At 71.2% G+C, this 25,948-nt stretch carries 27 protein-coding genes; 11 read left to right on the top strand and 16 right to left on the bottom strand.

Annotated features, from left to right (window positions below):
- Positions 1 to 31: 31 nt before the first annotated feature.
- The 4 genes from H295_RS0119760 to H295_RS43385 all read right to left on the bottom strand — a co-directional run bounded on the left by H295_RS0119760 (position 32) and on the right by H295_RS43385 (position 3,261).
- Positions 32 to 994, bottom strand: a complete 963-nt coding sequence (locus H295_RS0119760; RefSeq protein ID WP_020137074.1) for an electron transfer flavoprotein subunit alpha/FixB family protein — start codon at positions 992 to 994, stop codon at positions 32 to 34.
- A gap of 71 nt (positions 995 to 1,065) precedes the next feature.
- The gene (locus H295_RS0119765) at positions 1,066 to 1,854 is read right to left on the bottom strand and encodes an electron transfer flavoprotein subunit beta/FixA family protein (RefSeq protein WP_028809541.1); all 789 of its coding nucleotides are present in this window, start codon (positions 1,852 to 1,854) and stop codon (positions 1,066 to 1,068) included.
- Between the two features lie 275 nt (positions 1,855 to 2,129).
- Positions 2,130 to 2,639, bottom strand: coding sequence for a flavin reductase family protein (locus H295_RS0119770; RefSeq protein ID WP_020137076.1), 510 nt, complete (start codon positions 2,637 to 2,639; stop codon positions 2,130 to 2,132).
- A gap of 208 nt (positions 2,640 to 2,847) precedes the next feature.
- Complete coding sequence (locus tag H295_RS43385; RefSeq protein ID WP_028809542.1) at positions 2,848 to 3,261, bottom strand: TlpA family protein disulfide reductase; 414 nt, start codon at positions 3,259 to 3,261, stop codon at positions 2,848 to 2,850.
- A gap of 75 nt (positions 3,262 to 3,336) precedes the next feature.
- Here H295_RS43385 and H295_RS0119780 point away from each other — a divergent pair, with 75 nt between their 5' ends.
- Both H295_RS0119780 and H295_RS0119785 read left to right on the top strand, forming a co-directional pair.
- Positions 3,337 to 3,753 carry a DUF4395 domain-containing protein gene (locus tag H295_RS0119780; RefSeq protein ID WP_028809543.1) on the top strand — a complete coding sequence of 139 codons (417 nt, stop codon included), beginning with the start codon at positions 3,337 to 3,339 and terminating at the stop codon, positions 3,751 to 3,753.
- Positions 3,754 to 3,939: 186 nt separating this feature from the next.
- Positions 3,940 to 4,668: a lysophospholipid acyltransferase family protein gene (locus H295_RS0119785; RefSeq protein WP_020137079.1), complete on the top strand. Its 729-nt coding sequence runs from the start codon at positions 3,940 to 3,942 to the stop codon at positions 4,666 to 4,668.
- A gap of 190 nt (positions 4,669 to 4,858) precedes the next feature.
- Here H295_RS0119785 and H295_RS0119790 read toward each other — a convergent pair whose 3' ends face one another.
- The 6 genes from H295_RS0119790 to H295_RS0119815 all read right to left on the bottom strand — a co-directional run bounded on the left by H295_RS0119790 (position 4,859) and on the right by H295_RS0119815 (position 10,002).
- Entirely contained in the window at positions 4,859 to 5,554 is a 696-nt protein-coding gene (locus tag H295_RS0119790; protein WP_020137080.1) for a B3/4 domain-containing protein, read from the bottom strand.
- Positions 5,555 to 5,562: 8 nt separating this feature from the next.
- The gene (locus H295_RS0119795; protein ID WP_020137081.1) at positions 5,563 to 6,135 is read right to left on the bottom strand and encodes a transglutaminase domain-containing protein; all 573 of its coding nucleotides are present in this window, start codon (positions 6,133 to 6,135) and stop codon (positions 5,563 to 5,565) included.
- Between the two features lie 61 nt (positions 6,136 to 6,196).
- Positions 6,197 to 6,712, bottom strand: a complete 516-nt coding sequence (locus H295_RS0119800) for a GNAT family N-acetyltransferase (RefSeq protein ID WP_028809544.1) — start codon at positions 6,710 to 6,712, stop codon at positions 6,197 to 6,199.
- 37 nt (positions 6,713 to 6,749) lie between these two features.
- Entirely contained in the window at positions 6,750 to 7,823 is a 1,074-nt protein-coding gene (locus H295_RS0119805; RefSeq protein WP_020137083.1) for a threonine aldolase family protein, read from the bottom strand.
- Positions 7,820 to 8,569, bottom strand: a complete 750-nt coding sequence (locus H295_RS0119810) for an SDR family oxidoreductase (protein WP_020137084.1) — start codon at positions 8,567 to 8,569, stop codon at positions 7,820 to 7,822. Before H295_RS0119810 ends, H295_RS0119805 begins: the two co-directional genes overlap by 4 nt.
- 35 nt (positions 8,570 to 8,604) lie before the next feature.
- Complete coding sequence (locus H295_RS0119815) at positions 8,605 to 10,002, bottom strand: DUF6421 family protein (RefSeq protein WP_028809546.1); 1,398 nt, start codon at positions 10,000 to 10,002, stop codon at positions 8,605 to 8,607.
- A gap of 270 nt (positions 10,003 to 10,272) precedes the next feature.
- On the opposite strand from H295_RS0119815, the gene H295_RS0119820 reads away from it, so the two are divergent.
- Positions 10,273 to 10,956 (top strand): glycerophosphodiester phosphodiesterase, encoded by a 684-nt coding sequence (locus tag H295_RS0119820; RefSeq protein WP_028809547.1) that lies wholly within the window; start codon positions 10,273 to 10,275, stop codon positions 10,954 to 10,956.
- A 15-nt stretch (positions 10,957 to 10,971) separates the two neighbouring features.
- On the opposite strand, the gene H295_RS0119825 is transcribed toward H295_RS0119820, so the two are convergent.
- Positions 10,972 to 11,508 (bottom strand): GNAT family N-acetyltransferase, encoded by a 537-nt coding sequence (locus H295_RS0119825; protein WP_020137087.1) that lies wholly within the window; start codon positions 11,506 to 11,508, stop codon positions 10,972 to 10,974.
- A 71-nt stretch (positions 11,509 to 11,579) separates the two neighbouring features.
- On the opposite strand from H295_RS0119825, the gene H295_RS0119830 reads away from it, so the two are divergent.
- Together H295_RS0119830 and H295_RS0119835 are read left to right on the top strand one after the other, a co-directional pair.
- Positions 11,580 to 11,972 (top strand): VOC family protein, encoded by a 393-nt coding sequence (locus H295_RS0119830; RefSeq protein WP_020137088.1) that lies wholly within the window; start codon positions 11,580 to 11,582, stop codon positions 11,970 to 11,972.
- Positions 11,973 to 12,063: 91 nt separating this feature from the next.
- Positions 12,064 to 13,386 carry a diacylglycerol/lipid kinase family protein gene (locus H295_RS0119835; RefSeq protein ID WP_020137089.1) on the top strand — a complete coding sequence of 441 codons (1,323 nt, stop codon included), beginning with the start codon at positions 12,064 to 12,066 and terminating at the stop codon, positions 13,384 to 13,386.
- Positions 13,387 to 13,407: 21 nt separating this feature from the next.
- On the opposite strand, the gene H295_RS0119840 is transcribed toward H295_RS0119835, so the two are convergent.
- From H295_RS0119840 to H295_RS43390, 3 genes are all read right to left on the bottom strand, one after another.
- Positions 13,408 to 15,999: a cellulosome protein gene (locus tag H295_RS0119840; protein WP_043217649.1), complete on the bottom strand. Its 2,592-nt coding sequence runs from the start codon at positions 15,997 to 15,999 to the stop codon at positions 13,408 to 13,410.
- Positions 16,000 to 16,167: 168 nt separating this feature from the next.
- Complete coding sequence (locus H295_RS0119845; protein ID WP_020137091.1) at positions 16,168 to 16,707, bottom strand: MarR family winged helix-turn-helix transcriptional regulator; 540 nt, start codon at positions 16,705 to 16,707, stop codon at positions 16,168 to 16,170.
- On the bottom strand, positions 16,704 to 18,434 hold the full coding sequence (locus H295_RS43390) for an FUSC family protein (protein WP_020137092.1): 1,731 nt from the start codon (positions 18,432 to 18,434) through the stop codon (positions 16,704 to 16,706). The genes H295_RS0119845 and H295_RS43390 overlap by 4 nt, the downstream gene beginning before the upstream one ends.
- Before the next feature lie 158 nt (positions 18,435 to 18,592).
- Here H295_RS43390 and H295_RS0119855 point away from each other — a divergent pair, with 158 nt between their 5' ends.
- The 4 genes from H295_RS0119855 (at position 18,593) to H295_RS0119870 (ending at position 21,639) form a co-directional block, all read left to right on the top strand.
- A complete protein-coding gene (locus H295_RS0119855; RefSeq protein ID WP_020137093.1) occupies positions 18,593 to 19,123 on the top strand; it encodes a DUF5134 domain-containing protein in 531 nt (176 codons plus the stop codon).
- A 217-nt stretch (positions 19,124 to 19,340) separates the two neighbouring features.
- A complete protein-coding gene (locus tag H295_RS0119860) occupies positions 19,341 to 20,033 on the top strand; it encodes a phosphatase PAP2 family protein (RefSeq protein ID WP_020137094.1) in 693 nt (230 codons plus the stop codon).
- 23 nt (positions 20,034 to 20,056) lie between these two features.
- On the top strand, positions 20,057 to 20,749 hold the full coding sequence (locus H295_RS0119865) for an HAD family hydrolase (protein WP_020137095.1): 693 nt from the start codon (positions 20,057 to 20,059) through the stop codon (positions 20,747 to 20,749).
- 215 nt (positions 20,750 to 20,964) lie between these two features.
- Positions 20,965 to 21,639, top strand: coding sequence for a TetR/AcrR family transcriptional regulator (locus H295_RS0119870; RefSeq protein WP_020137096.1), 675 nt, complete (start codon positions 20,965 to 20,967; stop codon positions 21,637 to 21,639).
- Here H295_RS0119870 and H295_RS0119875 read toward each other — a convergent pair.
- Positions 21,627 to 23,129, bottom strand: a complete 1,503-nt coding sequence (locus H295_RS0119875; RefSeq protein WP_020137097.1) for an LVIVD repeat-containing protein — start codon at positions 23,127 to 23,129, stop codon at positions 21,627 to 21,629. The genes H295_RS0119870 and H295_RS0119875 overlap by 13 nt on opposite strands.
- A 63-nt stretch (positions 23,130 to 23,192) precedes the next feature.
- Between H295_RS0119875 and H295_RS0119880 the strand changes: the two genes are divergently transcribed.
- Positions 23,193 to 23,894, top strand: a complete 702-nt coding sequence (locus tag H295_RS0119880) for a DUF305 domain-containing protein (protein ID WP_051135575.1) — start codon at positions 23,193 to 23,195, stop codon at positions 23,892 to 23,894.
- Between the two features lie 24 nt (positions 23,895 to 23,918).
- Here the strand turns inward: H295_RS0119880 and H295_RS0119885 are convergent, their stop codons facing one another.
- Complete coding sequence (locus H295_RS0119885; protein WP_020137099.1) at positions 23,919 to 24,383, bottom strand: DUF6214 family protein; 465 nt, start codon at positions 24,381 to 24,383, stop codon at positions 23,919 to 23,921.
- Positions 24,384 to 24,572: 189 nt separating this feature from the next.
- Here H295_RS0119885 and H295_RS43395 point away from each other — a divergent pair, with 189 nt between their 5' ends.
- The gene (locus H295_RS43395; RefSeq protein WP_020137100.1) at positions 24,573 to 25,946 is read left to right on the top strand and encodes an FAD-dependent oxidoreductase; all 1,374 of its coding nucleotides are present in this window, start codon (positions 24,573 to 24,575) and stop codon (positions 25,944 to 25,946) included.
- Positions 25,947 to 25,948 lie beyond the last annotated feature (2 nt).

Genomic DNA, 25,948 nt, shown 5'->3' on the forward strand with positions numbered 1-25,948 from the left:
GTCACGGGGGCCTCGTACGCCCGGAGCGGGATCAGCCCTTGCGGGTCTTGATCTCCTCGGTGAGAGCCGGGACCACGTCGAAGAGGTCGCCGACGACGCCGTAGTCGACGAGGTCGAAGATCGGGGCCTCGGCGTCCTTGTTGACGGCCACGATCGTCTTCGAGGTCTGCATGCCCGCGCGGTGCTGGATGGCGCCGGAGATGCCGTTGGCGATGTACAGCTGCGGGGAGACCGACTTGCCGGTCTGGCCGACCTGGTTGGTGTGCGGGTACCAGCCCGCGTCCACCGCGGCACGCGAGGCGCCGACGGCCGCGCCGAGCGAGTCGGCGAGGGCCTCGATGATCGCGAAGTTCTCGGAGCCGTTGACGCCGCGGCCGCCGGAGACCACGATCGCGGCCTCGGTCAGCTCCGGACGCCCGGTCGACTCGCGCGGGGTGCGGCCGGTGACCTTGGTGCCGGTGGCCTGCGCGGAGAAGGTCACGCTCAGCTCCGAGACGTCACCGGCGGCCGGGGCGGCCTCGACGGCGGCGGAGTTGGGCTTGACGGTGATCACCGGGGTGCCCTTGGAGACGCGGGACTTGGTGGTGAAGGAGGCGGCGAACACCGACTGGGTGGCCACCGGGCCCTCGTCGCCGGCCTCGAGGTCGACGGCGTCGGTGATGATGCCGGAGCCGATGCGCAGCGCCAGACGGGCGGCGATCTCCTTGCCCTCGGCGGAGGACGGGACCAGGACGGCGGCCGGGGAGACGGCCTCGACGGCGGCCTGGAGGGCGTCGACCTTCGGTACGACCAGGTAGTCGGCGTACTCGGAGGCGTCGTGGGTGAGGACCTTGACGGCGCCGTGCTCGGCGAGGGCGGCGGCGGTGTCGGCGGCGCCGTTGCCCAGCGCGACGGCGACCGGCTCGCCGACACGGCGGGCGAGGGTCAGCAGCTCCAGGGTGGGCTTGCGGACGGCACCGTCCACGTGGTCGACGTAGACGAGAACTTCAGCCATGGGAATGCTCTCCTGCGGATTGCGAAGTCTGAGGGGCGTAAGGGGGGTTGAGCCTCAGCGGGCCAGAACCCTTAGATGAACTTCTGGCTCGCGAGGAACTCGGCGAGCTGCTTGCCGCCCTCGCCCTCGTCCTTGACGATCGTGCCGGCGGTGCGGGCCGGACGCTCCGCGGCGGAGTCGACCTTGGTCCAGGCGCCCTCGAGGCCGACCTGCTCGGCCTCCAGGTCCAGGTCGGACAGGTCCCAGGACTCCACCGGCTTCTTCTTGGCCGCCATGATGCCCTTGAAGGACGGGTACCGCGCCTCGCCCGACTGGTCCGTCACCGAGACCACGGCCGGCAGGGACGCCTCCAACTGCTCCGAGGCGGCGTCGCCGTCGCGGCGGCCCTTGACCGTGCCGTCCTCGACCGAGACCTCGGAGAGCAGGGTGACCTGCGGGACGCCCAGGCGCTCGGCGAGCAGGGCCGGGACGACACCCATGGTGCCGTCGGTGGAGGCCATGCCGGAGACGACCAGGTCGTAACCGGCCTTCTCGATCGCCTTGGCCAGCACCAGGGAGGTGCCGAGGGCGTCGGTGCCGTGCAGGTCGTCGTCCTCGACGTGGATGGCCTTGTCGGCGCCCATGGACAGCGCCTTGCGCAGCGCGTCCTTGGCGTCCTCGGGGCCCACGGTCAGGACGGTGACCTCGACGTCGTCGTCGGAGTTCTCGGAGATCTGCAGCGCCTGCTCGACCGCGTACTCGTCCAGCTCGGAGAGCAGACCGTCCACGTCGTCCCGGTCGACGGTCAGGTCATCGGCGAAGTGCCGGTCGCCAGTGGCGTCGGGCACGTACTTCACAGTGACAACGATCCTCAAGCTCACGCCGGCTCTCCTACTGCATCGTCATTTCTCGGCTGCCTCTTGCAGGCAGCATAGGCGCCCCAAGCGGCCGATCCCGGTCGGGGCGGGCTGCGCTCCGACCGAAATATTACTCGCCAGTACACCCAGTACGTGCCCGCTAAGCAAGCGCTTTGAACTGTGACCTTTGCAACGCAGCGTAATCGGAACTCGACGGGCGCGCACACCAGAGGCAGAGCCGACGATCCGGTCGGTGACGCGGTCCCCTGAAGCGCGGTCCCTCGGCCCGGCGCGGCGAGTCAGTCGCGCAGGGCGTTGAAACGGCCCTGGTGGTACAGCAGCGGCCGGCCCGCCCCGGCGGGGTCGCCGATCCGCACCTCGGCCAGCACGATGCGGTGGTCCCCGGCGGGCACACGCGTGTGCACCCGGCAGACCGTCCAGGCGAGGACGTCGTCGAGTAGGGGGACGCCCTCGGGCCCCTCGCGCCAGGCCGTGGGCGCGCCGAAGCGGTCCGCGCCGCTCCGGGCGAAGGTGGCGGCAAGCTCCTGCTGGTGCTCGCCCAGTATGTGCACCCCCACGTGCTCGGCCCGGGATATCGCGGGCCAGCTGGAGGCGCCCGTGCCGATCCCGAAGGAGAGCATCGGCGGTTCGGCGGAGACCGAGGCGAGCGAGGTGGCGGTGAAGCCGACCGGACCCTCCTCACCCCGCGCGGTGATCACGGCGACACCCGCGGCGTGCCGCCGGAAGAGGGAGCGCAGGAGTTCGGGAGAGGCGAGCCGGGGGGTGCCGAGGTCGGAGACGGCCGTCATGCGGGAATCCTTCTGCGAGGGGTGGCGAGCGGGACCGTGGCTGCTCAAGAAGCCGGACAGCGCGCGCTCGCGGTGCGGGCGAGGTCGACATGGACCCGCCCGTACAGAAGGAGTTCCGTTGGCATACGGTCAGGTTGACGATAGGTGCGCCGCGCAGTCAAGTACGTTCCGGGATCTGGGAGATGCCTCACCGTCGGCTCGTCCTGCGTCAAACCGCCTCCCCGACCGCCGCGATGACGTCCGCCTTGCGCGGCTGTCCCGCGGCCCGCCGGACGACCCGGCCGCGGGCGTCGAGGACCAGCACGGTCGGCGTCTTCAGGATGTCGAGTTCACGGACCAGGTCGAGGTTCTTCTCGGCGTCGATCTCGACGTGGGTCACTCCCGGAACCATGGCGGCGACCTCCCCGAGCACCCGCCGGGTCGCCCGGCAGGGCGCGCAGAAGGCGCTGGAGAACTGGACGAGCGTCGCGCGTTCACCGAGTTCCGCACCCAACTCGGCGGCGCCGAGCCTCTTGCCGTCGTCGCGCCCGCGCACCCGTACTCTCCCGCTCCGCCGCCGTTGCAGCACTCCGTAGGCGCTCGCCGCCGCGAGCACCACCCCACACACCACAAGTCCGGTCATCACCTGCACAAGCATTCACGAGACTGCAAAGATTCCCGCCTCCCCTGAGTCCTTCCGTTGCGGAATGCTTGATTCATGGACATTGACGCAAGAGGGCCGCGCTTCGGAGCGGCCGTGACGACCGTCGTTCTGGCGGCCGTTCTGATCACGGGCAGCGTCTGGCTGCTGGCCTGGCAGACGCTCGCGTTCGCGCTGGGCGCGGCGGGCGGGGTGGGGCGTTCGCCGTACGGCTGGCTGTTCCGCAAGCTCGTGCGGCCGCGGATCGGGCCGCCGACCGAGTTCGAGTCGCCCCAACCGCCGCGTTTCGCGCAGACGGTGGGCCTCGCCTTCGCGGGCCTCGGACTCGTGGGGTACGGGATCGGGCCGGAGTGGCTGGGACTCGCCGCCACCGGTCTTGCCCTCGCGGCGGCCTTCCTCAATGCCGCGTTCGGGTACTGCCTGGGCTGCGAGATGTACCTGCTCGTGCGGCGGGTGGCGGTACGCGCCGAGTAAAGGCGGCTTAAAAGCCCAAGGTGGATCACTGGAGGGACGTGACGAGAATCTCGCCCGCGTCGGGCACCAGGACTGGCTCCCCGGCCGTTCTTCGGGCACGATCTGCGACATGCCGTAAACCTACGGCTGCGTAACTTAATGCCGGAACTCCCTCCCCCGGCAGAGCAGGAAGGGCTCACCCCGCCCATGGCAGAGCTTGTCTACCGTCCCGTCGTCGGATTCGCCCAGGCGCTGTTCAAGGCGTGGGACCTCAAGATCGACTGCAAGGGTTCGGAGAACATCCCGCGCTCGGGCGGCGCCGTGCTGGTGAGCAACCACATCAGCTACCTGGACTTCGTCTTCAACGGCCTGGCCGCACTTCCGCAGAAACGTCTCGTGCGCTTCATGGCGAAGGAGTCGGTGTTCCGTCACAAGGTCTCGGGTCCGCTGATGCGCGGGATGAAGCACATCCCGGTCGACCGCAAGCAGGGCGAGACGGCGTACGCCCACGCCCTGGAGTCGCTGCGGTCGGGTGAGATCGTCGGGGTCTTCCCGGAGGCGACGATCTCGCAGTCCTTCACCCTGAAGAGCTTCAAGTCGGGTGCGGCGCGGATGGCGCAGGAGGCGGGCGTCCCCCTGATCCCGATGGCCGTCTGGGGCACTCAGCGGCTGTGGACAAAGGGGCACCCGCGCAACTTCAAGCGCAGCCACATCCCGATCACGATCCGGGTCGGCGAGGCGATCGAGGCCTCCCGGGACAAGTACGCCGGAGCCATCACCCGTCAGGTCCGCGAGCGTGTCAACGAGTTGCTGGAAGCGGCTCAGCGGGCGTATCCCGTGCGGCCGAAGGGGCCGGACGACACCTGGTGGATGCCGGCGCACCTCGGGGGTACGGCGCCCACGCCGGAAGCGGTGCGCGAGGCCGAGGCCCGATAGCGCCTGTCCGACCGTTCCCGTCGTCGCCCGGAGGGCGGCCTCGCGGCGTCAGGGTGCGTGCTCTCGGCGTACCGGGCACAGGCCCTCGCACTGGACGTACTCGGGTCTGCGCCCGGTGCGGCGATGAGGGTACCCCCTCTGGGGGAGCGTGCATGGCGTCGCGAGGCAGACGGGACTGGTCAGACCGGCCCTAGCCCGCCGCCCCCACCGTCCCGATCCGTGCTCCCGGGCTGAACTTCTCCAGCAGTTCGGCCAGTTCGGCGGCGGCCCGCTCCACGTCGGCCACCGGCATCGGCGCCAGGCTCTCCAGCAGGAAGATCCCCGAGACCGTCTCCTCCGTGAGCCTGGTGCGGGGACCCTGGCGCCAGTTCCAGCGCCGGCAGGTCACACCGGCGTCGTCGCGCCACACCACCTCCCCCGCCTCGGGGGACTCGACGACCTCCTGCCCCGCGGCCACCGTCACGAACTCCTCGTCACCGGCGGCCCGTACGAGACGCATGCCGCCCTGGATCCGGTCGAGGTCCTCGCCACCGACGGGGACGAGGTGGGCGACGCTGATCGCGTTGTAGAGGTCGACCAGAAGGTTGACGCGCGGCAGGCCGGCGCCCGTCAACGCCCTCTTGGCCAGCGCCTCGGCGGAGTTGCGGGTGCGGGACGGCTTCGCGCCGAACGCCGCGTACACCTCCCGCCAGGCCGCGATGTGCGGGTGCTCGTGCGGGGCACGCCCGTCCAGTCGTACGGCGAGACGGCGGGCCGCGTCGTCGAGGAGCGCCGAACTGGCCTCGGTGCTGGGCCCGTTGACGAGTCCGTGCGCCTCGACGGCGAGGTGGGTGAAGCCGGGCGCGAGGACCCGGACCTCGTCGGACACGGTCAGGGAGAGGGGCATCGGGGGCCTCAGAGTGCGGTGGGGAGCGTTTTCCAGAGGTGCGGGCGGTCCGGGGCCGCTTTCAGGACGCCCAGGACCACGGGATGCGGTTCAGCGTACAGCACCGGGTAGTCCATCTCGCTGGACTCCGGCTCGGGTATGAACGCCAACCGCTCCCCGCCGAGGGAGAACTGGGCGTCCACGCCGGGCTTGTTGCCCCGGGGGTCCTGGCGGTGCCAGGCGCCGTTGAAGCGCACGGCGACCAGACCGTGCACCACGTCCAGCTTCTGGTAGCAGAGCGCGGTCGGAATGTCCTCGGCGCGCAGCAGCGCGGCCAGCGCGTGCGCCTTGGCGAAGCAGATGCCGGTGCCCTGCTCCAGCACGTCCGACGCCCGCCAGGTGACACGGAGGTCTCCGGAGTCCTGGGAGTGCGGGATGGCGTCCCGGACGAACTCGAAGGCCAGTCGCGCATAGCAATACGAGTCCGCCGCCTCCTTGGCGAGCCGCGCGGCGACCTCCCGGACGGTCGGATGGCCGTGGTCGATGACCTCGTCGGCCGCCAGGTATGCGGACAGGTCGGAGGTTTTCTGGATCAGCTCCATGCCCGCAGAGCATAGGAAAACGATCACTGCGGAGTCAATGGATTTACAGCTCTTGGTATATTTATGCAGGAGCCGCATAGCAGTGCACGGTCACCGTCTGGGAAGCGCTCCATCGCTGCTCGACCGTGGCCAGCCGCGTCCAGCCCAGCCGTTCGTAAAGGGCCGCCGCGGCGGCGTCGGACGCGACGACGTCGAGCACCGGATGCAGTCCGCGGTGCCGCGCCTCCTCCGTCACCCGGGCCATCAGCAGGGCGCCGATCCGGTGTCCTCGGGCCCACGGAGCGACGAACAACCGCCCCACGACCGCGGCCTGTTCCCGGCTCGTGCCGTGCCGCTCGCTCCACAGCCCGGGGGCCATGTCGTCGTCGGCGCTGTGGGCGAGAGCGACATGGCCGGCCACCCGGCCGTCGAGTTCGGCGACCCAGGCCCCGAGCCCGGCCGGCTGCGACAGCCAGTCGCCGGGCCGGGCAGGCCAGTTCACCGGGTAGCCGTCACCGCGGTGGACCTCCTCCAGCACCTGTACGCACGCCTCGACGTCGTCATCGGTCCTCGGCCGCACCCGGCGCTCCGCGTTCACGCCGCCATGCAAGCACAGGAGCGCCCGGGCATCCGCCCTAGCGGGCCATCTCCTCCTTCAGCGCGGCCACGAACGTGTCCACGTCGTCCTCCGTCGTGTCGAAGGCGCACATCCAGCGGACGTCGCCCGCGGCCTCGTCCCAGAAGTAGAAGCGGAAGCGCTTCTGGAGGCGCTCGCTCACGTCGTGCGGGAGTCGGGCGAAGACGCCGTTGGCCTGCACCGGGTAGAGGATCTCCACGCCGTGGACCGCGCGCACGCCCTCGGCGAGGCGCTGGGCCATCTCGTTGGCGTGGCGGGCGTTGCGCAGCCACAGGTCCTTGGCGAGCAGGGCCTCCAACTGCACCGACACGAACCGCATCTTGGAGGCGAGCTGCATCGACAGCTTGCGCAGGTGCTTCATGTGGGAGACCGCGTCCTGGTTGATCACCACGACCGCCTCGCCGAACAGTGCGCCGTTCTTCGTGCCGCCCAGCGAGAGGATGTCGACGCCGACCGCGTTGGTGAACGTCCGCATGGGGACGTCGAGGGAGGCGGCCGCGTTGGCTATGCGGGAGCCGTCCAGGTGGACCTTCATGCCGTGCGCGTGCGCGTGGTCGCAGATCGCGCGGATCTCGTCGGGCGTGTAGAGGGTGCCGAGCTCCGTGGACTGGGTGATCGAGACGACCTGCGGCATCGCCCGGTGCTCGTCCTCCCAGCCGTACGCCTGCCGGTCGATCAGCTCGGGCGTGAGCTTGCCGTCCGGCGTCGGCACGGTGAGCAGCTTGAGGCCGCCCATCCGCTCGGGGGCGCCGCCCTCGTCGACGTTGATGTGCGCGCTCTCGGCGCAGATCACCGCGCCCCAGCGGTCGGTGACCGCCTGGAGCGCGACGACGTTGGCGCCGGTGCCGTTGAAGACCGGGAAGGCCTCCGCCGTGGCACCGAAGTGGCTGCGGACGATGCTCTGGAGGTGCTCGGTGTAGTCGTCCTCGCCGTACGCGACCTGGTGCCCGCCGTTGGCGAGGGCCAGGGCGGCGAGCACCTCCGGGTGGGCCCCGGCGTAGTTGTCGCTGGCGAAGCCGCGGACCTCGGGGTCGTGACGGCGGCTCGCCTGTGTGAAAGCGGTCGGGTTCACGGCTTGTCGGTCAGCCACAGACGGTTTCCGTTCACTTCGGCGGCGGGCTTCTCCCAGACGCCGACGATGGCCTCGGCCAGCTCCTCGACGTCGGTGAAGCCCGCGAACTTCGCGTTGGGCCGCTCGGCGCGCATCGCCTCGTGCACCAGCGCCTTCACCACCAGGATCGCAGCAGCCGACGTCGGCCCGTCGGCGCCCCCGGCCTTGCGGAAGGCGTCGGCGAGGGCGAGTGTCCAGGCCTCGGCGGCGGCCTTGGCGGCGGCGTACGAGGCGTTGCCCGCGGTCGGTTTGGTCGCGCCGGCCGCGCTGATCAGGACGTAACGGCCGCGCTCGCTGCGCTGGAGGCCCTCGTAGAAGGCCAGCGAGGTGTGCTGCACGGTGCGGATGAGCAGCAGTTCCAGGAAGTCCCAGTCGTCCAGGCTCGACTTGATGAAGGTCTCGCTGCCGCGCCAGCCGCCGACGAGGTGGACCAGGCCGTCGACCCGGCCGAAGTCCTTCTCGATGTGCCTGGCCCAGTCCTGGGTGGATCCCAGGTCGAGCAGGTCGACCGGCTCACCGGTGACGGTGGCGCCGCCGGACGCGTAGCGTGCCGCGTCCACGGCCTCCGCGAGCCGCTCGGGGTCGTTGTCGGCGCCGACGACGGTCGCGCCCGCCTCGGCCAGGCGCAGCAGCGCCGCCCGGCCCGCGGGACCGCCCGCTCCGGCCACCGCGATCACCGCACCGCTGAGAGCTCCGTTCCCCACCATGCGCTTCGCCTCCTGAGCTGTTGTGGTGCGGTCGCTCACGCGGCGACCCGCTCGGCACTCTCCGCCGTGATGCCCCGGGTGGAGGCGATCACGTTCTTGAGCTTCTTGGAGAGGGCCTCATAGAACATGCTCAGCGGAAACTCGTCCGGAAGCACGTCATCGACGAGTTTCCGGGGCGGCTGGGACAGGTCGAGGGCGTCGGGGCCCTTGGCCCACCTGGATCCCGGGTGCGGGGCGAGGTACTGGGAGACCAGGTCGTAGGCGGCGAACCAGTGGACCAGCTTCGGGCGGTCGATGCCGGCCCGGTACAGGTCCTCGATCTCGGCGCACAGCTGGTTGGTGACCTGCGGGGCGCGCTGCCAGTCGATGAACAGCTTGTTGTCGGTCCAGCGGACGACGTCGTGCTTGTGCAGGTAGGCGAAGAGGAGCTGGCCTCCGAGGCCGTCGTAGTTGCGCACCCGCTCGCCGGTGACCGGGAAGCGGAACATGCGGTCGAAGAGGACCGCGTACTGCACGTCACGGGCCTGCGGGACGCCGTCCTCCTGGAGCTTCACGGCCTCCTTGAAGGCGGTGAGGTCGCAGCGCAGCTCTTCGAGGCCGTACATCCAGAACGGCTGGCGCTGCTTGATCATGAACGGGTCGAAGGGCAGGTCGCCGTGGCTGTGGGTGCGGTCGTGGACCATGTCCCACAGCACGAAGGCCTCCTCGCAGCGCTTCTGGTCGTGGACCATCGCGGCGATGTCCCCGGGCAGCTCCAGACCGAGGATGCCGACCGCGGCGTCGGTGACGCGGCGGAAGCGGGCGGCCTCGCGGTCGCAGAAGATGCCACCCCAGGAGAATCGTTCCGGCGCCTCGCGCACGGCGATGGTCTCGGGGAAGAGGACGGCGGAGTTGGTGTCGTACCCGGCGGTGAAGTCCTCGAACTTGATGCCGCAGAACAGCGGGTTGTCGTAGCGGGTGCGCTCCAGCTCGGCCAGCCACTCGGGCCAGACCATGCGCAGCACGACCGCCTCCAGGTTGCGGTCGGGGTTGCCGTTCTGCGTGTACATCGCGAAGACGACCAGGTGCTGGAGGCCGTCCGCGCGGTTCGCGGCGGGCTGGAAGGCCAGCAGCGAGTCCAGGAAGTCGGGCACCGCGAAGCCGCCCTCGGCCCAGCGCCGCAGGTCCTTCACGAGGGCCGCGTGGTAGTCGGCGTCGTGCGGGAGCAGCGGGGACAGCTCTTCCACGGCCTCGACGACACGCCGAACGGCGGCCTCGGCGTCGGCGCGCGCGGGGGCGCCCTCGGCCTCGAAGTCGATCGACCCGTCCTTGGACTGCCATGGCCGGATCCGCTCCACGGCATCCTTGAGCACAGGCCATGCCGGGTGCTCCACCACCCTGGTCATGGGAGGAACCCGGTCCCCCGTCGTCGCCTGCACAAGAATTTCCGTCATGTCCCATCCTCCACGGGAGAACCTCGCGTATGGAGACCGTATACATACGGCCTTCCTTCCAGCAAGAGCGATCACGGGAAGTTATCCTGCGCAACGCAATGGTCACCGAACTTTTTCCTGTCGAGTGCCATGAACACCGCGATTGCGGGTACGAGTTACCGCTTTCCCCAGATCGCCGCGATCCCTCGTGTACGCACGGGTCCATCACACGGCGTAGCCGTTAGGCTGCGGCCCTGCACAGAGCCGCCGTCGACGGAAGCGAGTTGAACTTTGAACTTCCTTACCATCGGTCATCGCGGAGTCATGGGTACCGAGCCCGAGAACACCCTCCGTTCCTTCGTCGCCGCCCAGCAGGCCGGCCTCGACGTCATCGAACTCGATCTGCACCTGAGCAAGGACGGCGCCCTCGTCGTCATGCACGACACCCACGTGGACCGCACGACCGACGGAACCGGCCCGATCGCCGAGAAGACCCTCACCGAGCTGCGCGCCCTGGACGCCGGGCGCGGGGAACGGGTGCCGGTGTTCGAGGAGGTGCTGGACACCGTCCGCTCGCCGCTCCAGGCCGAGATCAAGGACATCGCGGCGGCCCGGGCCCTGGCCGAGGTGATGCTCCGGCGGGACCTGGTCTCCCGGGTCGAGGTGTCCTCGTTCCACGACGAGGCGATCGCCGAGATCGGCCGGCTGGTGCCCGGCGTACGGACCGCGCTGATCGGCAGCCGGTTCGGCCCCGACATCGTGGAGCGCGCCGTCGAGGCCGGCGCCGGGACCGTCTGCCTCAACATCCGCCGGCTGACCCTGGAGGTCGTGGAGGCGGCCCGCAAGGCGGACCTGAAGATCATCGGCTGGGTGGTGAACACCCAGGACCACCTGCGCCTGGTGCGCGCGCTGGAACTGGACGGCGCCACGACCGACTACCCCGAGATCAAGCGCACCGGCCGCTTCACCGCCTGACCCACGGCAGGAACGTCACACCAGCGGCTTGACCAGCAGCTCGAACCGGAGGTCGTCGCGCTGCGGGATGCCGAAGCGCTCGTCGCCGTACGGGAAGGGCGTCATCCTTCCCGTACGGCGGTAGCCGCGCCGCTCGTACCAGGCGATGAGGTCGTCGCGCACCGAGATCACCGTCATGTGCATCTCGGTGACGCCCCAGGTCTCGACGGCCAGCCGCTCCGCCTGGGCGATGACCACCTTGCCGAGGCCGCCGCCCTGGAGCGTCGGGCTGACCGCGAACATCCCGAAGTAGGCGTAGGAGCCCCGGTGTTCGAGCTGGCAGCAGGCGACCACCCGGCCGTCCCGCTCCACGGTCAGCAGCCTGCTGTCGGGCGACTTGATGACCGCGAGCACACCCTCGGGGTCGGTGCGCTGCCCCTCGAGGATGTCCGCCTCGGTGGTCCACCCGGCGCGGCTCTCGTCCCCGCGGTAGGCCGACTCGACCAGCGCGACGAGGGTGTCCACATCGGCGTCCGTGGCGTCACGGAAGGTGAGTCCGGCGGTGGTCTCCATGCGGTGTATCTCCACTTCGGGGGCACGACTCGGGCACGGCCGAGCGTAACGCCCCCGCTAGGCTCGCCCGCATGGTGCACGTACTGAGCGGCCGCGTCCTGCTGCGCCCCACCGATCCGGAGCGTTCCCGCGTCTTCTACGGCGATCAGCTGGGCCTCGCCGTGTACCGCGAGTTCGGGACGGGCCCGGAGCGGGGCACGGTCTACTTCCTCGGCGGTGGCTTCCTGGAGCTGTCGGGACGCTCCGAAGCCCCGCCCGCCGCCGACGTGCGGCTGTGGCTCCAGGTCCCGGACGTGGCCGCGGCGCACCAGGAACTGCTCGCGAAGGGCGTCGAGATCGTCCGGCCGCCGGTGAAGGAGCCGTGGGGGCTGGTCGAGATGTGGGTGGCGGACCCGGACGGGACACCGATCGTGCTGGTGGAGGTGCCGGCGGACCATCCGATCCGGTACCGGCCCGGAATCTGACCGCATCCCGCGCGACACCGTTCGTTCCTCCGGCCTGGATATGCTCCGCCGACCGCCGTGGCCCCGAGGGCGTCGAGCAGTGGAGGAGTGGATGAGCGTGGACCTGACCGGCGCGGCCTGGGACAGACAGCGATGGGCCGCCCGGGCGTCGCTGACCGCGGCGGCGCTCGCCGTGCTGCTGCCGCTCGCCTACGGCGGATGGGGCGGAGTGCTGCTGCTCGCGGCCGGCCTCGCGGGCGCGGCCGTCACGGCGGCGGCGCTGTGGTGGACGCTGACCCGGCGCGGCCCGGAGCGCTGGCCGGCGGCCGTGGTCACGGTGGTCACGCCCACCCTGCTCGTGGTGCTGTTCGCGGTGGCCCTGGGCTGGACACTCCTGCTGTCCCTCGCGCTGTGGACCGTGGCCGTGTCGAGCGGACGGTACGCGCTGCGCAGCACCGGGCGCCTCCCGCGGCGGACGAAGGAGCACCGGGCGCGGCCGGTGCAGCGGCCGTTCCTGATCATGAACCCCCGTTCCGGGGGCGGGAAGGTCGAGCGGTTCGCGCTGAAGGAGAAGGCCGAGAGGCTGGGGGCGCGGGTCGTGCTGCTCGACCCGGAGGAGCACCAGGACGTGACCGCGCTGGCCCGGCAGGCCGTGGCCGAAGGGGCGGACCTGCTGGGCGTCGCGGGCGGTGACGGCACCCAGGCGCTGGTCGCCGCCGTCGCCGCCGAGCACGACCTGCCGTTCCTCGTCGTCTGCGCCGGGACCCGCAACCACTTCGCCATGGACCTCGGCCTCGACCGCACGGACCCCTCGACCTGCCTGGACGCACTCACCGACGGGGTCGAACTGCACGTGGACCTCGGTTTCGCCGGGGACCATCCGTTCGTCAACAACGCCTCCTTCGGCGCGTACGCGGCGGTCGTGCAGAGTCCCGCCTACCGTGACGACAAGATCGGCACCACTCTGGAACTCCTGCCCGATCTGCTCACCCGCCAGCGGGGCCCGCGTCTGACCGCACGGGTCGGCGACACGACCCTGGAAGGTCCCCAGGCGGTGCTGGTGAGCAACAACGCCTATCGCACAGGCGATCCGGCCGGCCTCGGCCGGCGCCGACGGCTGGACTCGGGGCGACTCGGGGTGCTCGGCGTCAGGGTGGACAGCGCGGCCGAGGCCGCGGCACTGCTGCTCGCTCCCGATCCGCAGGGGCTCGTGGTGCTGTCCGCGCGGGAGGCGGTCGTCGACGCCGACCGGACGGAGATCGAGGTCGGCGTCGACGGCGAGGCACTGGTCCTGCCCACCCCGGTCCGCTGCCGTATCGCCCCCGGGGTACTGCGTGTCCGGGTACCGCGGAAACGGCCCGGGGTGCCGGTGGAACAACCGCGCCTGAACTGGCGGCGGTTGCGGAAGCTCGCGGCGACGGCCGGGCGGGGGTGAGCCGATTGGGTGCAGCCCGGGTCAGCCGGGCTCCTCCCCCTGGGCCAGCGGTGTCACCGTCACCTGGTCGATGACGGGGGCGTACGCGGAACGCCGGCCGTAGGTGTCCTCGGTGCCGCCCGTGAGGTCGGGGAGCCGGTCGGCGGTGAAGGTGAGGGCGTTGGCGCCCTGGCGCAGGGTCACAGGCACGGCGAGCGTCCAGAAGTTGTTGAAGTGGAAGGTCGTGGGGAACAGCACCCGGTGCCCGGGGCCGCCGTTGACGGAGATGTCGGCGTGGCGGCAGACCGGGTCCGGGTTGTAGTGCGTGGAGGGCGGCTGCTCGCCGTTGGAGTAGCGCACGGTCAGCACGTGGCGTCCGGCGTGGTCCGCGGTGACCGTCAAGGAGAGCGCGTTGGCCGGCCCGGCGCCGACTCCCTCGACCGCCTTGCCGCCGTGGGCGCAGGAGTGTCCGGCCACCCTCGCGGTCCCGGTCAGGACGCCCTCCTCGGCGGCATACACGCTCGTGGGCAGCAGTCCGCGCGAGGGGGCGATCCGCAGCCGGTCCACGATCAGGCGGTCCGAGGTGCCGGTGACGGTGATCCTGTTGACGCCGCCGGCCAGGAAGAGCGGGACGGCGCCGCGCTCGACGCCTCCGATCTCCTCGCCGTTGACGCTCAACGCCCCTTCCCCTGGCCCGAGTACGTCGACGGTCACGGAGGCCTCGCCGTCGTCGGCCGCGTGCGCCCAGAAGGTGACGGTGCCGCCGCGCGGGAGCACGGCGACTCCGGGCCCCGAGGCACCTCGATGGGCGTGGCTGACCCGGGCGCCCCCGCCGAGATCCGCGAACTCGGCGTCGTACAGGGCGGTTTCGTCCTCGTCCCGCAGGACGAGGTCCAGCTTGTCGACGACCGCGTCGCCCTGGGTGACACCGAGGTCGGGGTCCCGGGCGGCGAGGGTGATCCGGTGCCGGCCCGCGGTCAGCCGCACCCACGTGTCGGTGTGCCCCCACACCGCCCACTTGTAGCCGAGCGGCAGCCGCAGTTCGCGCGGGTCCTCGCCGTCCACGCGCAGGAAGACGTTGGTGGGGCCCTGTTCGCGCACGAGGTCCGCGAGATTGTGCGAGTTGGCGAACACCAGCAGGTCGTACGTGCCGTCCTGCGGGACCTCGACGTCGAAGGCGAGCACCGCGTCGGAGCCGGTGCGCAGGCCGCCCACGTGGTAGCCGCCGGAGGTGGCGAACCGGTCGACGGCGGTCGGTGAGCCCTCGGGCCCGTTCCTCGTGCAGCCGCCCGTGCAGGTCGCGTCCTCGGCTTCGTACGTCCCTCGCCAGCGCGCCGCCGGCGGCAGGGACGCGGCACCGTTGCCGCCGGGCGAAAGGATCACCTGGTAGGCCGACATGGCGTCGAGACCGGTCAGACTGACCGTCACCCTACCTTCCGTGACCGGGAGTTCGTCGTCCCGCAGCCGCAACGGCTGTTCCGAGGCACCCACTTGGCCCGTCCAGGGGATCTCCACGAGCCGCGCGTGGACCACGGCGCCGAAGACCTCCTCGTCCACGTGCTCGAAGACGAGGTCAGCGGCGCCGCCGGCTCCCCCGAACAGCGCCCGGGCCTGCCGCTTCTCGCGGTCGAGGGTGGCGACGCCCTGGAGGGTGTACTGCACGTTGGGGTACGGGGCGACGACCCGGACGGTGTTGCCGGTCAGCTGTCCGTAGGCGTTGTACAGCCACCACTGGCCGTTGGCCTTGTTCGCCTCCACCGCCGAGTCGTTGAGATTACCGGCGATGTTCCAGTAGGCGAGGTCGGCGTCGACCTTGGACTCCTCGATCGCGGCGATCCACTGGATCATCTGGCCGGGCACCGAGACGTGGTAGTTGTGGGCGTACTCGTTGATGTTGACGGGCAGCGGGCCGATGCCCAACTCCTGCTCCAGAGCGCGGTACTCGGCTATGTTGGTGCGCACCTCGGCGGGCGAGGACAGTTCGTGCCAGGTGACGATGTCGGGGAGCACGTCACGGGACTTCGCGAACTCCAGGAAGTCCCTGACCTCGGGGTACAGAATGCAGGTGTTGGGTCCGGCGATGCGCGCGTCCGGGTCGAGGTCCCTGATGAGACGGCAGGCGGCCTCCCAGGCGCCGAAGTATTGGTCGGGCCGGGTCCGCCAGGAGATTCCGTCGTAGCTCCACTCCCCCTCGCCGAACATGTTGCCCTCGGGCTCGTTGAACGGCACGTACACGACGTGCGACCTCAACTCCCCCAGGGTCCGCACGTGTTCTACCTGGCGGCGGATCACGTCCAGGTGTCCGGCGAGCCGCTCCTCGCCGGTGGCGCCTGGCCACTCGTAGGGGAAGCCGCGGTAGAAGTCGGGCAGATAGACGTAGACGTCCTTGCCGCCGGCCGCCACGAAGGGCGGCAGGATCTCCAGGGCGTCACCGCCGGGATGCTGGGCGCCGTCCTGGGCCTTGGTGGTCACCGTGCGCGGGTACATGCCCTCGACCACCACGCGGCTGGGCACTCCGTCGCCGTAGAGGCCGTAGAGCGTGCCGCTCGCTCCGCCGTGGAAGGGGCCGGTCTCGGTGCCGAGGTCGATGGTGAGCCGGTCGGGGGTGGGGCCTTCGGCTGTCACGGCAACCATCCTTCGTTCGATATTCCGGACGACGGTCGATGATCCGACGATGATCCGCACCGACCTGGACGAACGTAGGAACCGGGACCGGGCCGCGTCAACAGGCGACGAGTTCAAGAACTTCCGAAACCGCAGGCCGGGGCGTCAGGCCCGCAGCGATGCGGGGCTGCCCTCCCGTCAGGCCCGCAGCACCCCGAGGCTGCCCTCCAGCCGGGCGAGCAGTTCGCCGAGCCGGGTGGCGAGTTCCTCCCGCGCCTCGGGGGCGAGGACGGACAGCACGGCCGTCTCGTACGCCAGTTGCTCGGGCAGGATCCCGTCGACCAGCTCGCGCCCGGCGTCGGTGAGCCGGACGTGGGCGACCCGGCGGTCGCGGGTGTCGCCCCGGCGCTCCACCAGCCCCCGCTCGGTGAGCTGCTTGAGGCGTTTGGTGACGGCGGCGCCGGAGGAGAAGGTCTCGCGGGCCAGGTCGCCCGGGGTGAGTTCGTGGCCGGTGCGACGCAGGGCGCCGAGCAGGTCGAACTCGGGGCGGCTGAGCCCGGCCCGGCGCAGCGGGGCGTCCTCTGCCTGCTGGAGGAGGGCGGCGCAGCGGTTGACCCGGCCGATGATCTCCATGGGGCCGGTGTCGAGACCCGGGTGGACGGTCTGCCACTGCCGGACGACGGCGGCCACGGTGTCGTTCCTCGTCGTGTCCGCCGCTCGCCCGTTCGGTGCCGTCATGCGTCTGCGCCCTCCGCTCTGTGGTGCCGGACCGTCGCGGCCGCTCTGTGGTGCCGGACCGTCGCGGCGAGCGTACGGTGTCCGTTCCGCTCGGCCTGCACGACCCTCTCCTGGGGCAGGGCCCGCTGCCACCATTCGCCGGAGGCGGCCTCGACTCCGGCGCGCAGGTCCACCAGGGCGGCGGCGAGGGCGCACCGGGCGTGATCGAGCGCGCCGGGTGCCGGGCGGGGCTCCGCGAGGAGCCGTGCGGTGCGCTCCCGCGCCTCTTCCACGGCGGCCAGTGCCTGCTCGACCCGGTCGCCGGCCCGCCGGTTGGTGACGGCGACGGCGGCGAGGAATCCCACCACGGCGCCGACGAGGGTGTCCACGAGCCGCTCGGTGATCAGCCGGCCCGGCTCCTGGTATCCGGCGAACTCGGTGACGAGCAGCGCCATCGGGGTCACACAGATGCTGCCCAGCCAGTAGTTGCGGGCGATGAGCGCCTCGGCGCCGAAGTTGAACGCGAGGCAGCACAGCACGAGCGCCGCCGCCCCGAGGTGCGCGAGCGGGACCACGGCGGCGAACACCAGCACCCCGACGAGGTTGCCGACGACCCGCTGGACGCCCCGGCTCCAGGTGAGGGTGATGTTGGCCTGGTAGAGGGAGGCCGCGGTGACCAGCGCCCAGTAGGGACGGCCGACGCCGAGCGCGAGGGAGACGTATCCAGCCAGGGCGCAGCCGAGGGCGGTGCGCACGGCGATCGGGGCAAGGAGTCCGAGGGCGCGCCAGAAGGGGTGGGCGGGGAGGGCCAGTTCGACGTCCACGCCGAGGAGTTCGTCGTCGTACGGCGTCCTGGGCACCGGTCCGTTGCCGCGCAGTGCGCGGGCCCAGGCGCGCAGTCGGGCCGGGTCCGTGTCGGCGGGGGCCGCGAGGGCGATCTCGGCGCGGACGACGAGGCGTTCGAGCGCGCGCCGGGTCTCGGAGCGGGCTCCGCGCGAGAGGAGGGTGTGCCAGGCGGCCTGGACGGCGGTGTGGGCGGTCCGGCTCTCGGGAGTCAGGGCGGTGTCGGCGGTCCGGCCCTCGGGAGTCAGGTCGGTGTCGGCGCCTCCGCTCACCTCGGTCCGGCCGGAGTGGGCGCCTTGGCTCGCCTCGGTCCGGCCGGCGTGGGCGTTTCGGCTCTCCACGTACGCCGCGGCGGCGAGCAGTGCGTGGGCGGTGGCCCGTCGCTCCGGGCCGTGCGGGCGCAGCAGTCCGGGTGCCATGCAGATCAGCCAGGCCCAGACGCCCGCGGCGAGGGCCAGGGCGAGGTGGCCGGGGACCTGGGCGAGGGTCTGCGGGGCGAACAGGGCTGCGGAGCTGATGAAGGTGAGGATCACGTGCCCCGGCGGGCCGATCCGGGTCGCGTCGCACAGGGCCTTCTGCACGGCGGCCACCAGGGCGCCGACGGTGACGAGGACGACCGCGCTGCCGCTGAGGGAGGCGGCGACCAGGGCGACGCCGAGGCCGGTGACCATCCCGAGCAGCACCCAGGCCAGGGCGCGGGCCCGGGCGGCGTAGGGCCGGTTGTGGGCGTACAGGGCGCACAGGGAACCGGCCATGGTGTACATCGCCAGATCGAGCCGGCCGAGGACCAGCAGGGTGAGGTTGGGCGGGGCGACCGCGACGACCACGCTGAGGGCGGGCTTGAACCAGATGTCGGAGGGCCTGCCCAGGCGCAGCACACCGGTCAGCGGAAGACGCACGTTCATGGCCACAACCTTAATAGGTGTTTTACCTGTAAATGATATACGGCACCTGCTCCGACCTGTTGTGCTCCGTCGCACGCTCCCCTCGTACACCCTTGCGCTCGATTGCGCGCCGCACGGCCCGGGCATTCCTTGACCGACCGTCGACGGGGGAGGTGGACGTGCACGGACCGGCTTCGCCCGGCTGGCTGCTGGTGGCACTCTGCGCGGCGACCGGGGCGTACTGCCTGCTGCGGATGCGCAGCGGCGTCGAGGAACAGCGCCGGACCGCGGGCGGCGAGGCGCTGATGGGTTTCGGCATGGCCGCGATGGCCGTACCGACCGCCGTGTTCACGCCGCCGTCGTGGGCCTGGCCGCTCTACACGGCCGTGTTCGGGGCCGCCGCGCTGCGCGCGCTGTGGGCGGCCCGCACGAGCGCCCACCATCTGCACCACCTGGTGGGGGCCGGGGCCATGGTCTACATGGCGGTGGTGATGGCGACCTCGACCGGACACCACGCCGGCGCGGGCGTGCCCCTGGTGACGGGCCTGCTGCTCCTCTACTTCACCGGTTACGTCCTGCGGTCCGGCGTCCGTCTGATACCCGTCACCGCCGGCACCGGAGCCGTCGGCTGGGCCGACCGGCCCGAGCTCGCGCGGGCGTGCCGGCTGTCGATGGGTATCGCGATGGTGACCATGCTGCTGACGATGTGAGACGGGGGCGCGCCGGGCCTGCCGCCTCGGGCCCGGCCGCACGGTCGCTTCCGGCGAGGCCGGCCGGTCGCCTTCGACGAGGTCGCATGGTCGCCTTCGGCCAGGTCGCCCGGTCACTCTCGGCGCGGCCGCCCGGTCACCTTGGGCGCGGCCGCCCGGAGCCGCCCTGGCCCCGGGAATTCGCCTCAAGGCGCACCGGTCGGCGAGGATCGTTGGTATGCACACCTCGTCCGTCGCCTCCCCGCCCCGACCGTCGGAGCACCGGACCACGGCTCGCGCCACCGGTGTCCTCGCCCTGTGCTCGGTGCTGCTGCTCGTGCTGGTCGTCGCCGGGTGGAGCCCGCTGCTCACCGCCGACGGCGACATCGCCGACACCACCCACCGCTGGGCGGTGGACGAACCGGGGCTCACGCATGTCTTCCGGATCCTCTCCGACTGGGTCTGGGACCCCTGGACGATGCGCATCCTGGCCGCGGCCGCGGCGATCTGGCTGGTGTGGCGGCGCAACGCCCGCTGGACTGCCGTGTGGCTGGTGGCCGCCTGCGCAGTGGGCACCCTGGTCCAGCAGGTCCTGAAGGCCGCGGTCGGCCGCGAACGCCCGGTCTGGCCGGACCCCGTCGACACCGCGCACTTCGCCGCCTACCCCTCGGGACACGCCCTGACGGCCACAGTCGTGTGCGGCCTCCTGCTGTGGCTCCTGCATCGCGAAGGCGTCGGCGGCGCCCTGTGGGGCACGGCCCTGGCCGTCTCCGTGCTGTCCGTCGCGGGCGTGGGCCTCACCCGCATCTGGCTGGGCGTCCACTGGCCCTCGGACGTGCTGGGCGGGTGGGTCCTGGGCGCGACCCTGGTGGGGCTGGCGATCCTGGTCCACCGGCGATGGGGGCCGGGGGCGGGCCCGCACGGCCACTGAGCACGTACGCCTAGGATCGCCGCATGACTGCCGTCCTCTTCGACTTCTCGGGCACCCTCTTCCGGATCGAGTCCCCCGAGTCCTGGCTGCGGGCCGTCCTCGACGAGGCGGGACTCACCCTCGACGAGGCCGAGTCGACGCGTGCCGCGCGGGCACTGGAGAGCGCGGGTGCGCTGCCCGGCGGGGCGGCGCCCGCGATACCGATGCCGGACGAGGTCGCCGCGGTGTGGGGAGTGCGGGACGAGAGCGCCGAACTGCACCGCGCGGCCTACACGGGACTCTCGCGGCTGGTCCCGCTTCCGGACCCGGCCCTGCACGACGCCCTGTACGAACGGCACATGTCCCCCGCCGCCTGGCAGCCGTACCCCGACGCCGCCGAGGTGCTGCGCACGCTGAGCGAGCGCGGGATCGGGGTGGGCGTGGTCAGCAACATCGGCTGGGACCTCCGGCCCGTCTTCCGCGCGCACGGCCTCGATCGGTACGTCGACGCGTATGTGCTGTCGTACGAGCACGGCGTCCAGAAGCCGGACCCCAGGCTCTTCAAGACGGCCTGCACGGCGCTCGGCGTCGAGCCGGGGGACGTCCTGATGGTCGGCGACGACCGGCGGGCGGACGGCGGTGCGGCGGCCCTGGGCTGCGGAGTGCACTTCGTGGACCATCTGCCGGTGGCGCGACGCCCCGACGGGCTGCGGCCGGTCCTGGATCTGGTGGACTGAGAACCCGATCGGCGCCCGGAGATCGACGGCCGAAAACGGGGCGGCCACCCCGCCAGGAAGGTCGCCTGAGGCCACTACCGGGGCGAAAGCCCGCCCACCCTGGACGATCCCCCGCGTCGCCCAGAGCAGGCGGCAGCCCCGAACAGGCCTTTTGCGGGCCTGCCCGGATGCGCTGAGTATAGTTGGCTGAAAGCCAGTCAACGCAGGAGTCCAGCATGTCCCCGCGCAGCGCCTCGGTCAATGAAGAGTTGCGCCGCCGTTCCCGGGAGCGACTCCTGCAGGCGGCCATCGAACTGGTCTCCGAGCGCGGATACGAGGCCACGACCCTCGGCGACATCGCGGACCGGGCGGGTTCGGCGCGCGGCCTGGTGTCGTACTACTTCCCCGGCAAGCGCCGACTGGTGCAGTCCGCCGTGCACCGGCTCATGCACCGCACGCTGGAGGAGGCCCTGGAACGCGAGCCGCGGACCGAGGACGGCCGGGAGCGGATGGCGCGGGCCATCGACGCCGTCCTCGGCCTGGCCCGGGACCGGACCGTGCTGATGCGTCAGCACATGGCCGGCCTGCTCGACACCGACGGGTTCGTGCAGTGCCCCGAGCAGCAGCGCCTGGCCGAACTGCTGCGGGACACCATGGAGCGGCACGGCTCCCAGACGGTCGAGACCGACTACCCGATGCTGCGCTCCCAACTCATGGGCGCGGTCTACGCCATGGTCGTCCCCAACGTCCCGATGCCCCTCGCGACCCTGCGCGCCGAGCTGTTCACGCGGTACCGGCTCGACTGGGAACAGGGCGTCCCGCCGGGCACCGAGGCGCCCGGCGGGACGTGTGACGCGGATCTTTCGCGGTTCTTCGACACGGGCCCGGAGCCCGGGGTTCAGTCGAAGTAGTCCGGCTGCGTCTGGACGTTGAGCTCGCCGAGCCGCACCTTCCTGGCCGGATCCGTCCGCTTGTCACTGAGCTTCAGGACGTCGAAGCCTTTGACGATGTCGTTGGAGTAGATGTAGCCGTTGTAGTAGTACGCCGACCAGGCCCCGCCGGTCTGCATGGTGGTCGTGTTGAGCGGGCCACGTTCGAACCAGGCGATCTCCCGGGGCTTCGACGAGTCGGTGAAGTCCCAGACGGACACGCCACCCTGGTACCAGGCCTGGACCATGAGGTCCTTGCCCTTGACCGGGATCAGCGAGCCGTTGTGGGCGACGCAGTTCTCGGTGTCGGCCTGGTAGCGGGGGATCTTGTAGTAGCTGCGGAAGACGAGCTTGCGCTTGTCGCCCTTGCCGACGATGTCGTAGATGCCGTCGGCGCCGCGGTTCGGGCCGATCGCCGCGTTGCAGGTGGCCGCACCGCCGCCGCCCAGCTCGTCCGTGAAGACGACCTTGTTCGCCTTCTGGTTGAAGGTCGCCGAGTGCCAGAACGCGAAGTTGACGTTGTCCTGCACCCGGTCGATGACCTTCGGGTGCTCCGGGTCCTTGATGGAGAACAGGATGCCGTCACCCATGCAGGCGCCCGCCGCGAGGTCCTTGTCCGGGAGCACCGTGATGTCGTGGCAGCCGGTGGTCTTGGAGACGCCCGGGTTGGTGGGTGCGCCGGGGTTGCCGCCGCCGTCGGGGCCTTCACCCGGGAAGAGCACGGGGAAGTTCACGACCGCCGCCTGCTCGGGGGCGTTGCGCGGGACCTTGATGACCGAGATGCCGTCGTGCGGGGGCTGGCAGTCGGGGTACGCGGCGTTCGGGGAGTACGAGGAGACGTAGAGGTAGACGTCCCTGCGCTCCGGCACCAGCGTGTGGGTGTGCGAGCCGCAGGCGGTCTCCACGGCGGCGACGTACTTCGGGTTGCGCTTGTCGCTGATGTCGAAGACCTTCATGCCCTCCCACGAGGACTTCTCGGTCACCGGCTGGGTGGTGCTGTTGCAACTGCTGTCGCTGCGCGAGGAGTCGGTGGAGAGGAACAGCAGGTTCCCGGACACGGAGATGTCGTTCTGGGAACCGGGGCACAGCACCTGGGCGACCGTCCTGGGTGCCTTCGGGTTGCTGATGTCGAAGATGCGGAAGCCGTCGTAGTTGCCGGCGAACGCGTACCGGCCCTGGAAGGCCAGGTCCGAATTGGTGCCGGGCAGCGCGTCCTTGGGGACGTTGACGAGGTGTTCGATGTTGGCGGAGTGGACGATCTCGTCCTGGCCGGGTATCTCGCCGTCGGCTATCGCCGCGCGCACCTCGGCCTCGGTGCTCCTGGACACCCCCTTGCCCGCGGTCGGCCCGTCCCCGGGGTCGGGGGTCGCGACGGCGGGAGCGGCGGCCAGCAGCGCGGCCAGGAGACCCGCGGCCGCTGCGGCAACTCCCCTGCGTCTGTGCCGGTTTCGGGACTCACTCAACAGGATCACTGTTTTCCTCCCTGTGCCGTTCATGTGGAACGGTTCACACGTCACCGCAGTATCGTCTGCGCCATGCACAGATCAAAAGAGGGCAACGAACCTGTAACGAGAGGACCATGGGTGGGTACTGTGCTTTTCGGCCGCGTGCCGTACGTGACGGCCGTCCTGGCAGCCGCAGCAGCCCTGGCCCTCGCGGGCTGCGACTCCGGCGCGGACCCCAAGTCGGCCCCGGCGAGCGGGCCTTCGGTGCTGGTGCCGGGCAAGCCGGGTGAGGCGAACCGCACGCTCTCCGCGCAGGACGCGGAGGAACAGCGTGCCGACGACGACACCCCCAACTCGGCGGACGTCTCGTACGCCCGGATGATGATCGCGCACCACACCCAGGCCCTGGAGATGACCGAACTGGTCCCGCAGCGAGCCGAGTCGGCGAAGCTCAAGGCCCTCGCCGAGCGGATCGCGGCCGCCCAGGGGCCGGAGATCGAGTCGATGAGGGCCTGGCTGAAGGAGCACGGCAAGTCCGAGAAGAGCGACGGGCACCTGCACGCCGCGATGCCCGGCATGGCGACCGAATCCCAGCTGAAGAACCTGCGCGCGGCGAAGGGGAAGGCGTTCGACGAGCTCTTCCTCACGCTGATGGTCACTCACCACCAGGGGGCGATCACCATGGCGACGGAGGTGAAGGGGCAGGGCAACAACATCCGCATCGAGGAGATGGCGGACGACGTGGTGGCCCAGCAGACGAGCGAGATCAACCGGATGCGGGACATGCTCTGAGCAAGGCCTGCTCCACAGCTCTGCTCAGCGGCGGGCGTGACGAGGTGTCAGGAAGCCGGCGTCGCGCGCCTGGGAGATGAGCCGGAGCGACTTGCGGCGGCTGTGCCCGGTCGCGCACATCACCGCGAGGACCGGGTCGACGCCGTCCTCCTGGGCGGCCCGGTACTCCTGTGCGATCAGCCAGCGCCCCTCGATCCCGCGGGGCCAGGCCGGGCGGGCGCGGCGCGGCCCGCCCGTCTCTCCAGCGGCCTCCGCCCCGGGCTCCCTGCCGCACGCCTCGAAGAGCGGCCCCTCGATCCAGTCGGCAAGCACACCCAGGTCGTCGAGCGACAGCGCGGGCTGCGCCCGGACGTCCTCCAGGGACACACCGTCCCCGGTCACGACCGCGAGCGTGTCCACCCTGGCGCCGTCGGCGAAGGCCAGCCGGACGTGGAACCACGCCGTCGCGCCCCCGTCCTCCCGCACTTCCCACGCGGGCCACACGGACACGCTGCCGTCCGTCGGACAACGATCAGAAAGATTAAGAAAGGATGCTTCTAGCACACACGCAACGTAACCGCATGATCACATTCCATACGAACGGACACGCACGCCGAGGTGCCTCCGGCACCCTGTCAGAGCAGCTCCGGCGGTGCGATCCTGGAGAGGTCAGCGACTCCTCTCGTAAGGAGTTCAGCCGTGCTGCGTGTCGCCGTCATCGGCTCCGGGCCCAGCGGCTGCTACACCGCCCAGAGTCTCGTCCAGCAGGACCCCGACGTGCTCGTCGACGTCCTGGACCGGCTGCCCTGCCCCTACGGCCTGGTGCGCTACGGCGTGGCACCGGGCCACGAGAAGATCAAGTCGCTCCAGAACAACCTGCGCACGGTCCTGGAGCACGACCGGGTGCGGTTCCTCGGCGGAGTCGGGATCGGTCCGGGCGGAGTGCCCGCCGCGCGGTTGCGCGAGCTGTACCACGCCGTGGTCCACTGCGTGGGCGCCGCGACCGACCGCCACCTGGGCATCCCGGGCGAGGACCTGCCGGGCAGCTGGTCGGCGACGGAGTTCGTGTCCTGGTACAGCGCGCACCCCGACTCCACGGCCGACGGTTTCGTCGCCGGCGCCCGCTCGGCGGTGGTCATCGGCGTGGGCAACGTGGCGGTCGACGTGACCCGGATGCTGGCGCGCGGGGCGACGGAGCTCAGCGCCACCGACATCCCGCAGTCCGCGCTGACCGCACTGGCGGCCAGCGGGGTGACCGACATCCACATGGTGGGCCGGCGCGGCCCCTCCCAGGCCCGCTTCACCACCAAGGAGCTGCGCGAGCTGGGCTCGCTGCCGGACGTCGAAGTGGCGTTGCGGGAGCAGGAGTTGGCGCTGGACCCGGCGTATCCGGACCCCGCTGCCCTGCCCGCGCCGCAGCGCCGGAACGTGGAGGTGCTACGGGGCTGGGCGGCGGCCGCCCCGCGGCCGGCACCCCGCACGATCTCGTTGCGTTTCTTCCTCCGTCCGGTCGAACTCCTCGCCCACGGCGGCCGGGTGGGCGCGGTCCGCTTCGAACGGACGGCGCCCGACGGCAGCGGGGGCGTGCGCGGCACCGGTGAATTCGAGGAGATCGAGGCGCAGTTGGTGCTGCGGTCGGTGGGCTACCGGGGCCTGCCGGTGGAGGGACTGCCGTTCGACGCGGAGAGCGGCACGGTACCCAACGTGTACGGCCGTGTCGTGCGCGGCTGCTTCGTCATGCGGGGCGAGTACGTGGCCGGCTGGATCAAGCGCGGCCCGACCGGAGTGATCGGCACCAACCGCCCGGACGCCAAGGAGACGGTGGCCTCCCTGCTCGAGGACGCCCCCGCCCTCGTACAGCGCGAACTGCCCGGTGACCCGCTCGACGCGCTGCGAGCGGACGGAGTCGAGCCGGTGGAATGGGCGGGCTGGTGCGCGATAGAGCACGCGGAGGCGGAGCTGGGGGCGTCCCTGGGCCGGCGCGTGGTGAAGCTCCCGGACTGGCAGTCCCTGCTGCATGCCGCTCAGGGGACGCCTCCGGAGCACCCGGCAACTCATGGGCAACACGCCTGAAA

Origin of the sequence: Streptomyces sp. 351MFTsu5.1 (assembly GCF_000383655.1) — a bacterium.
Taxonomy (GTDB): domain Bacteria; phylum Actinomycetota; class Actinomycetes; order Streptomycetales; family Streptomycetaceae; genus Streptomyces; species Streptomyces griseorubiginosus.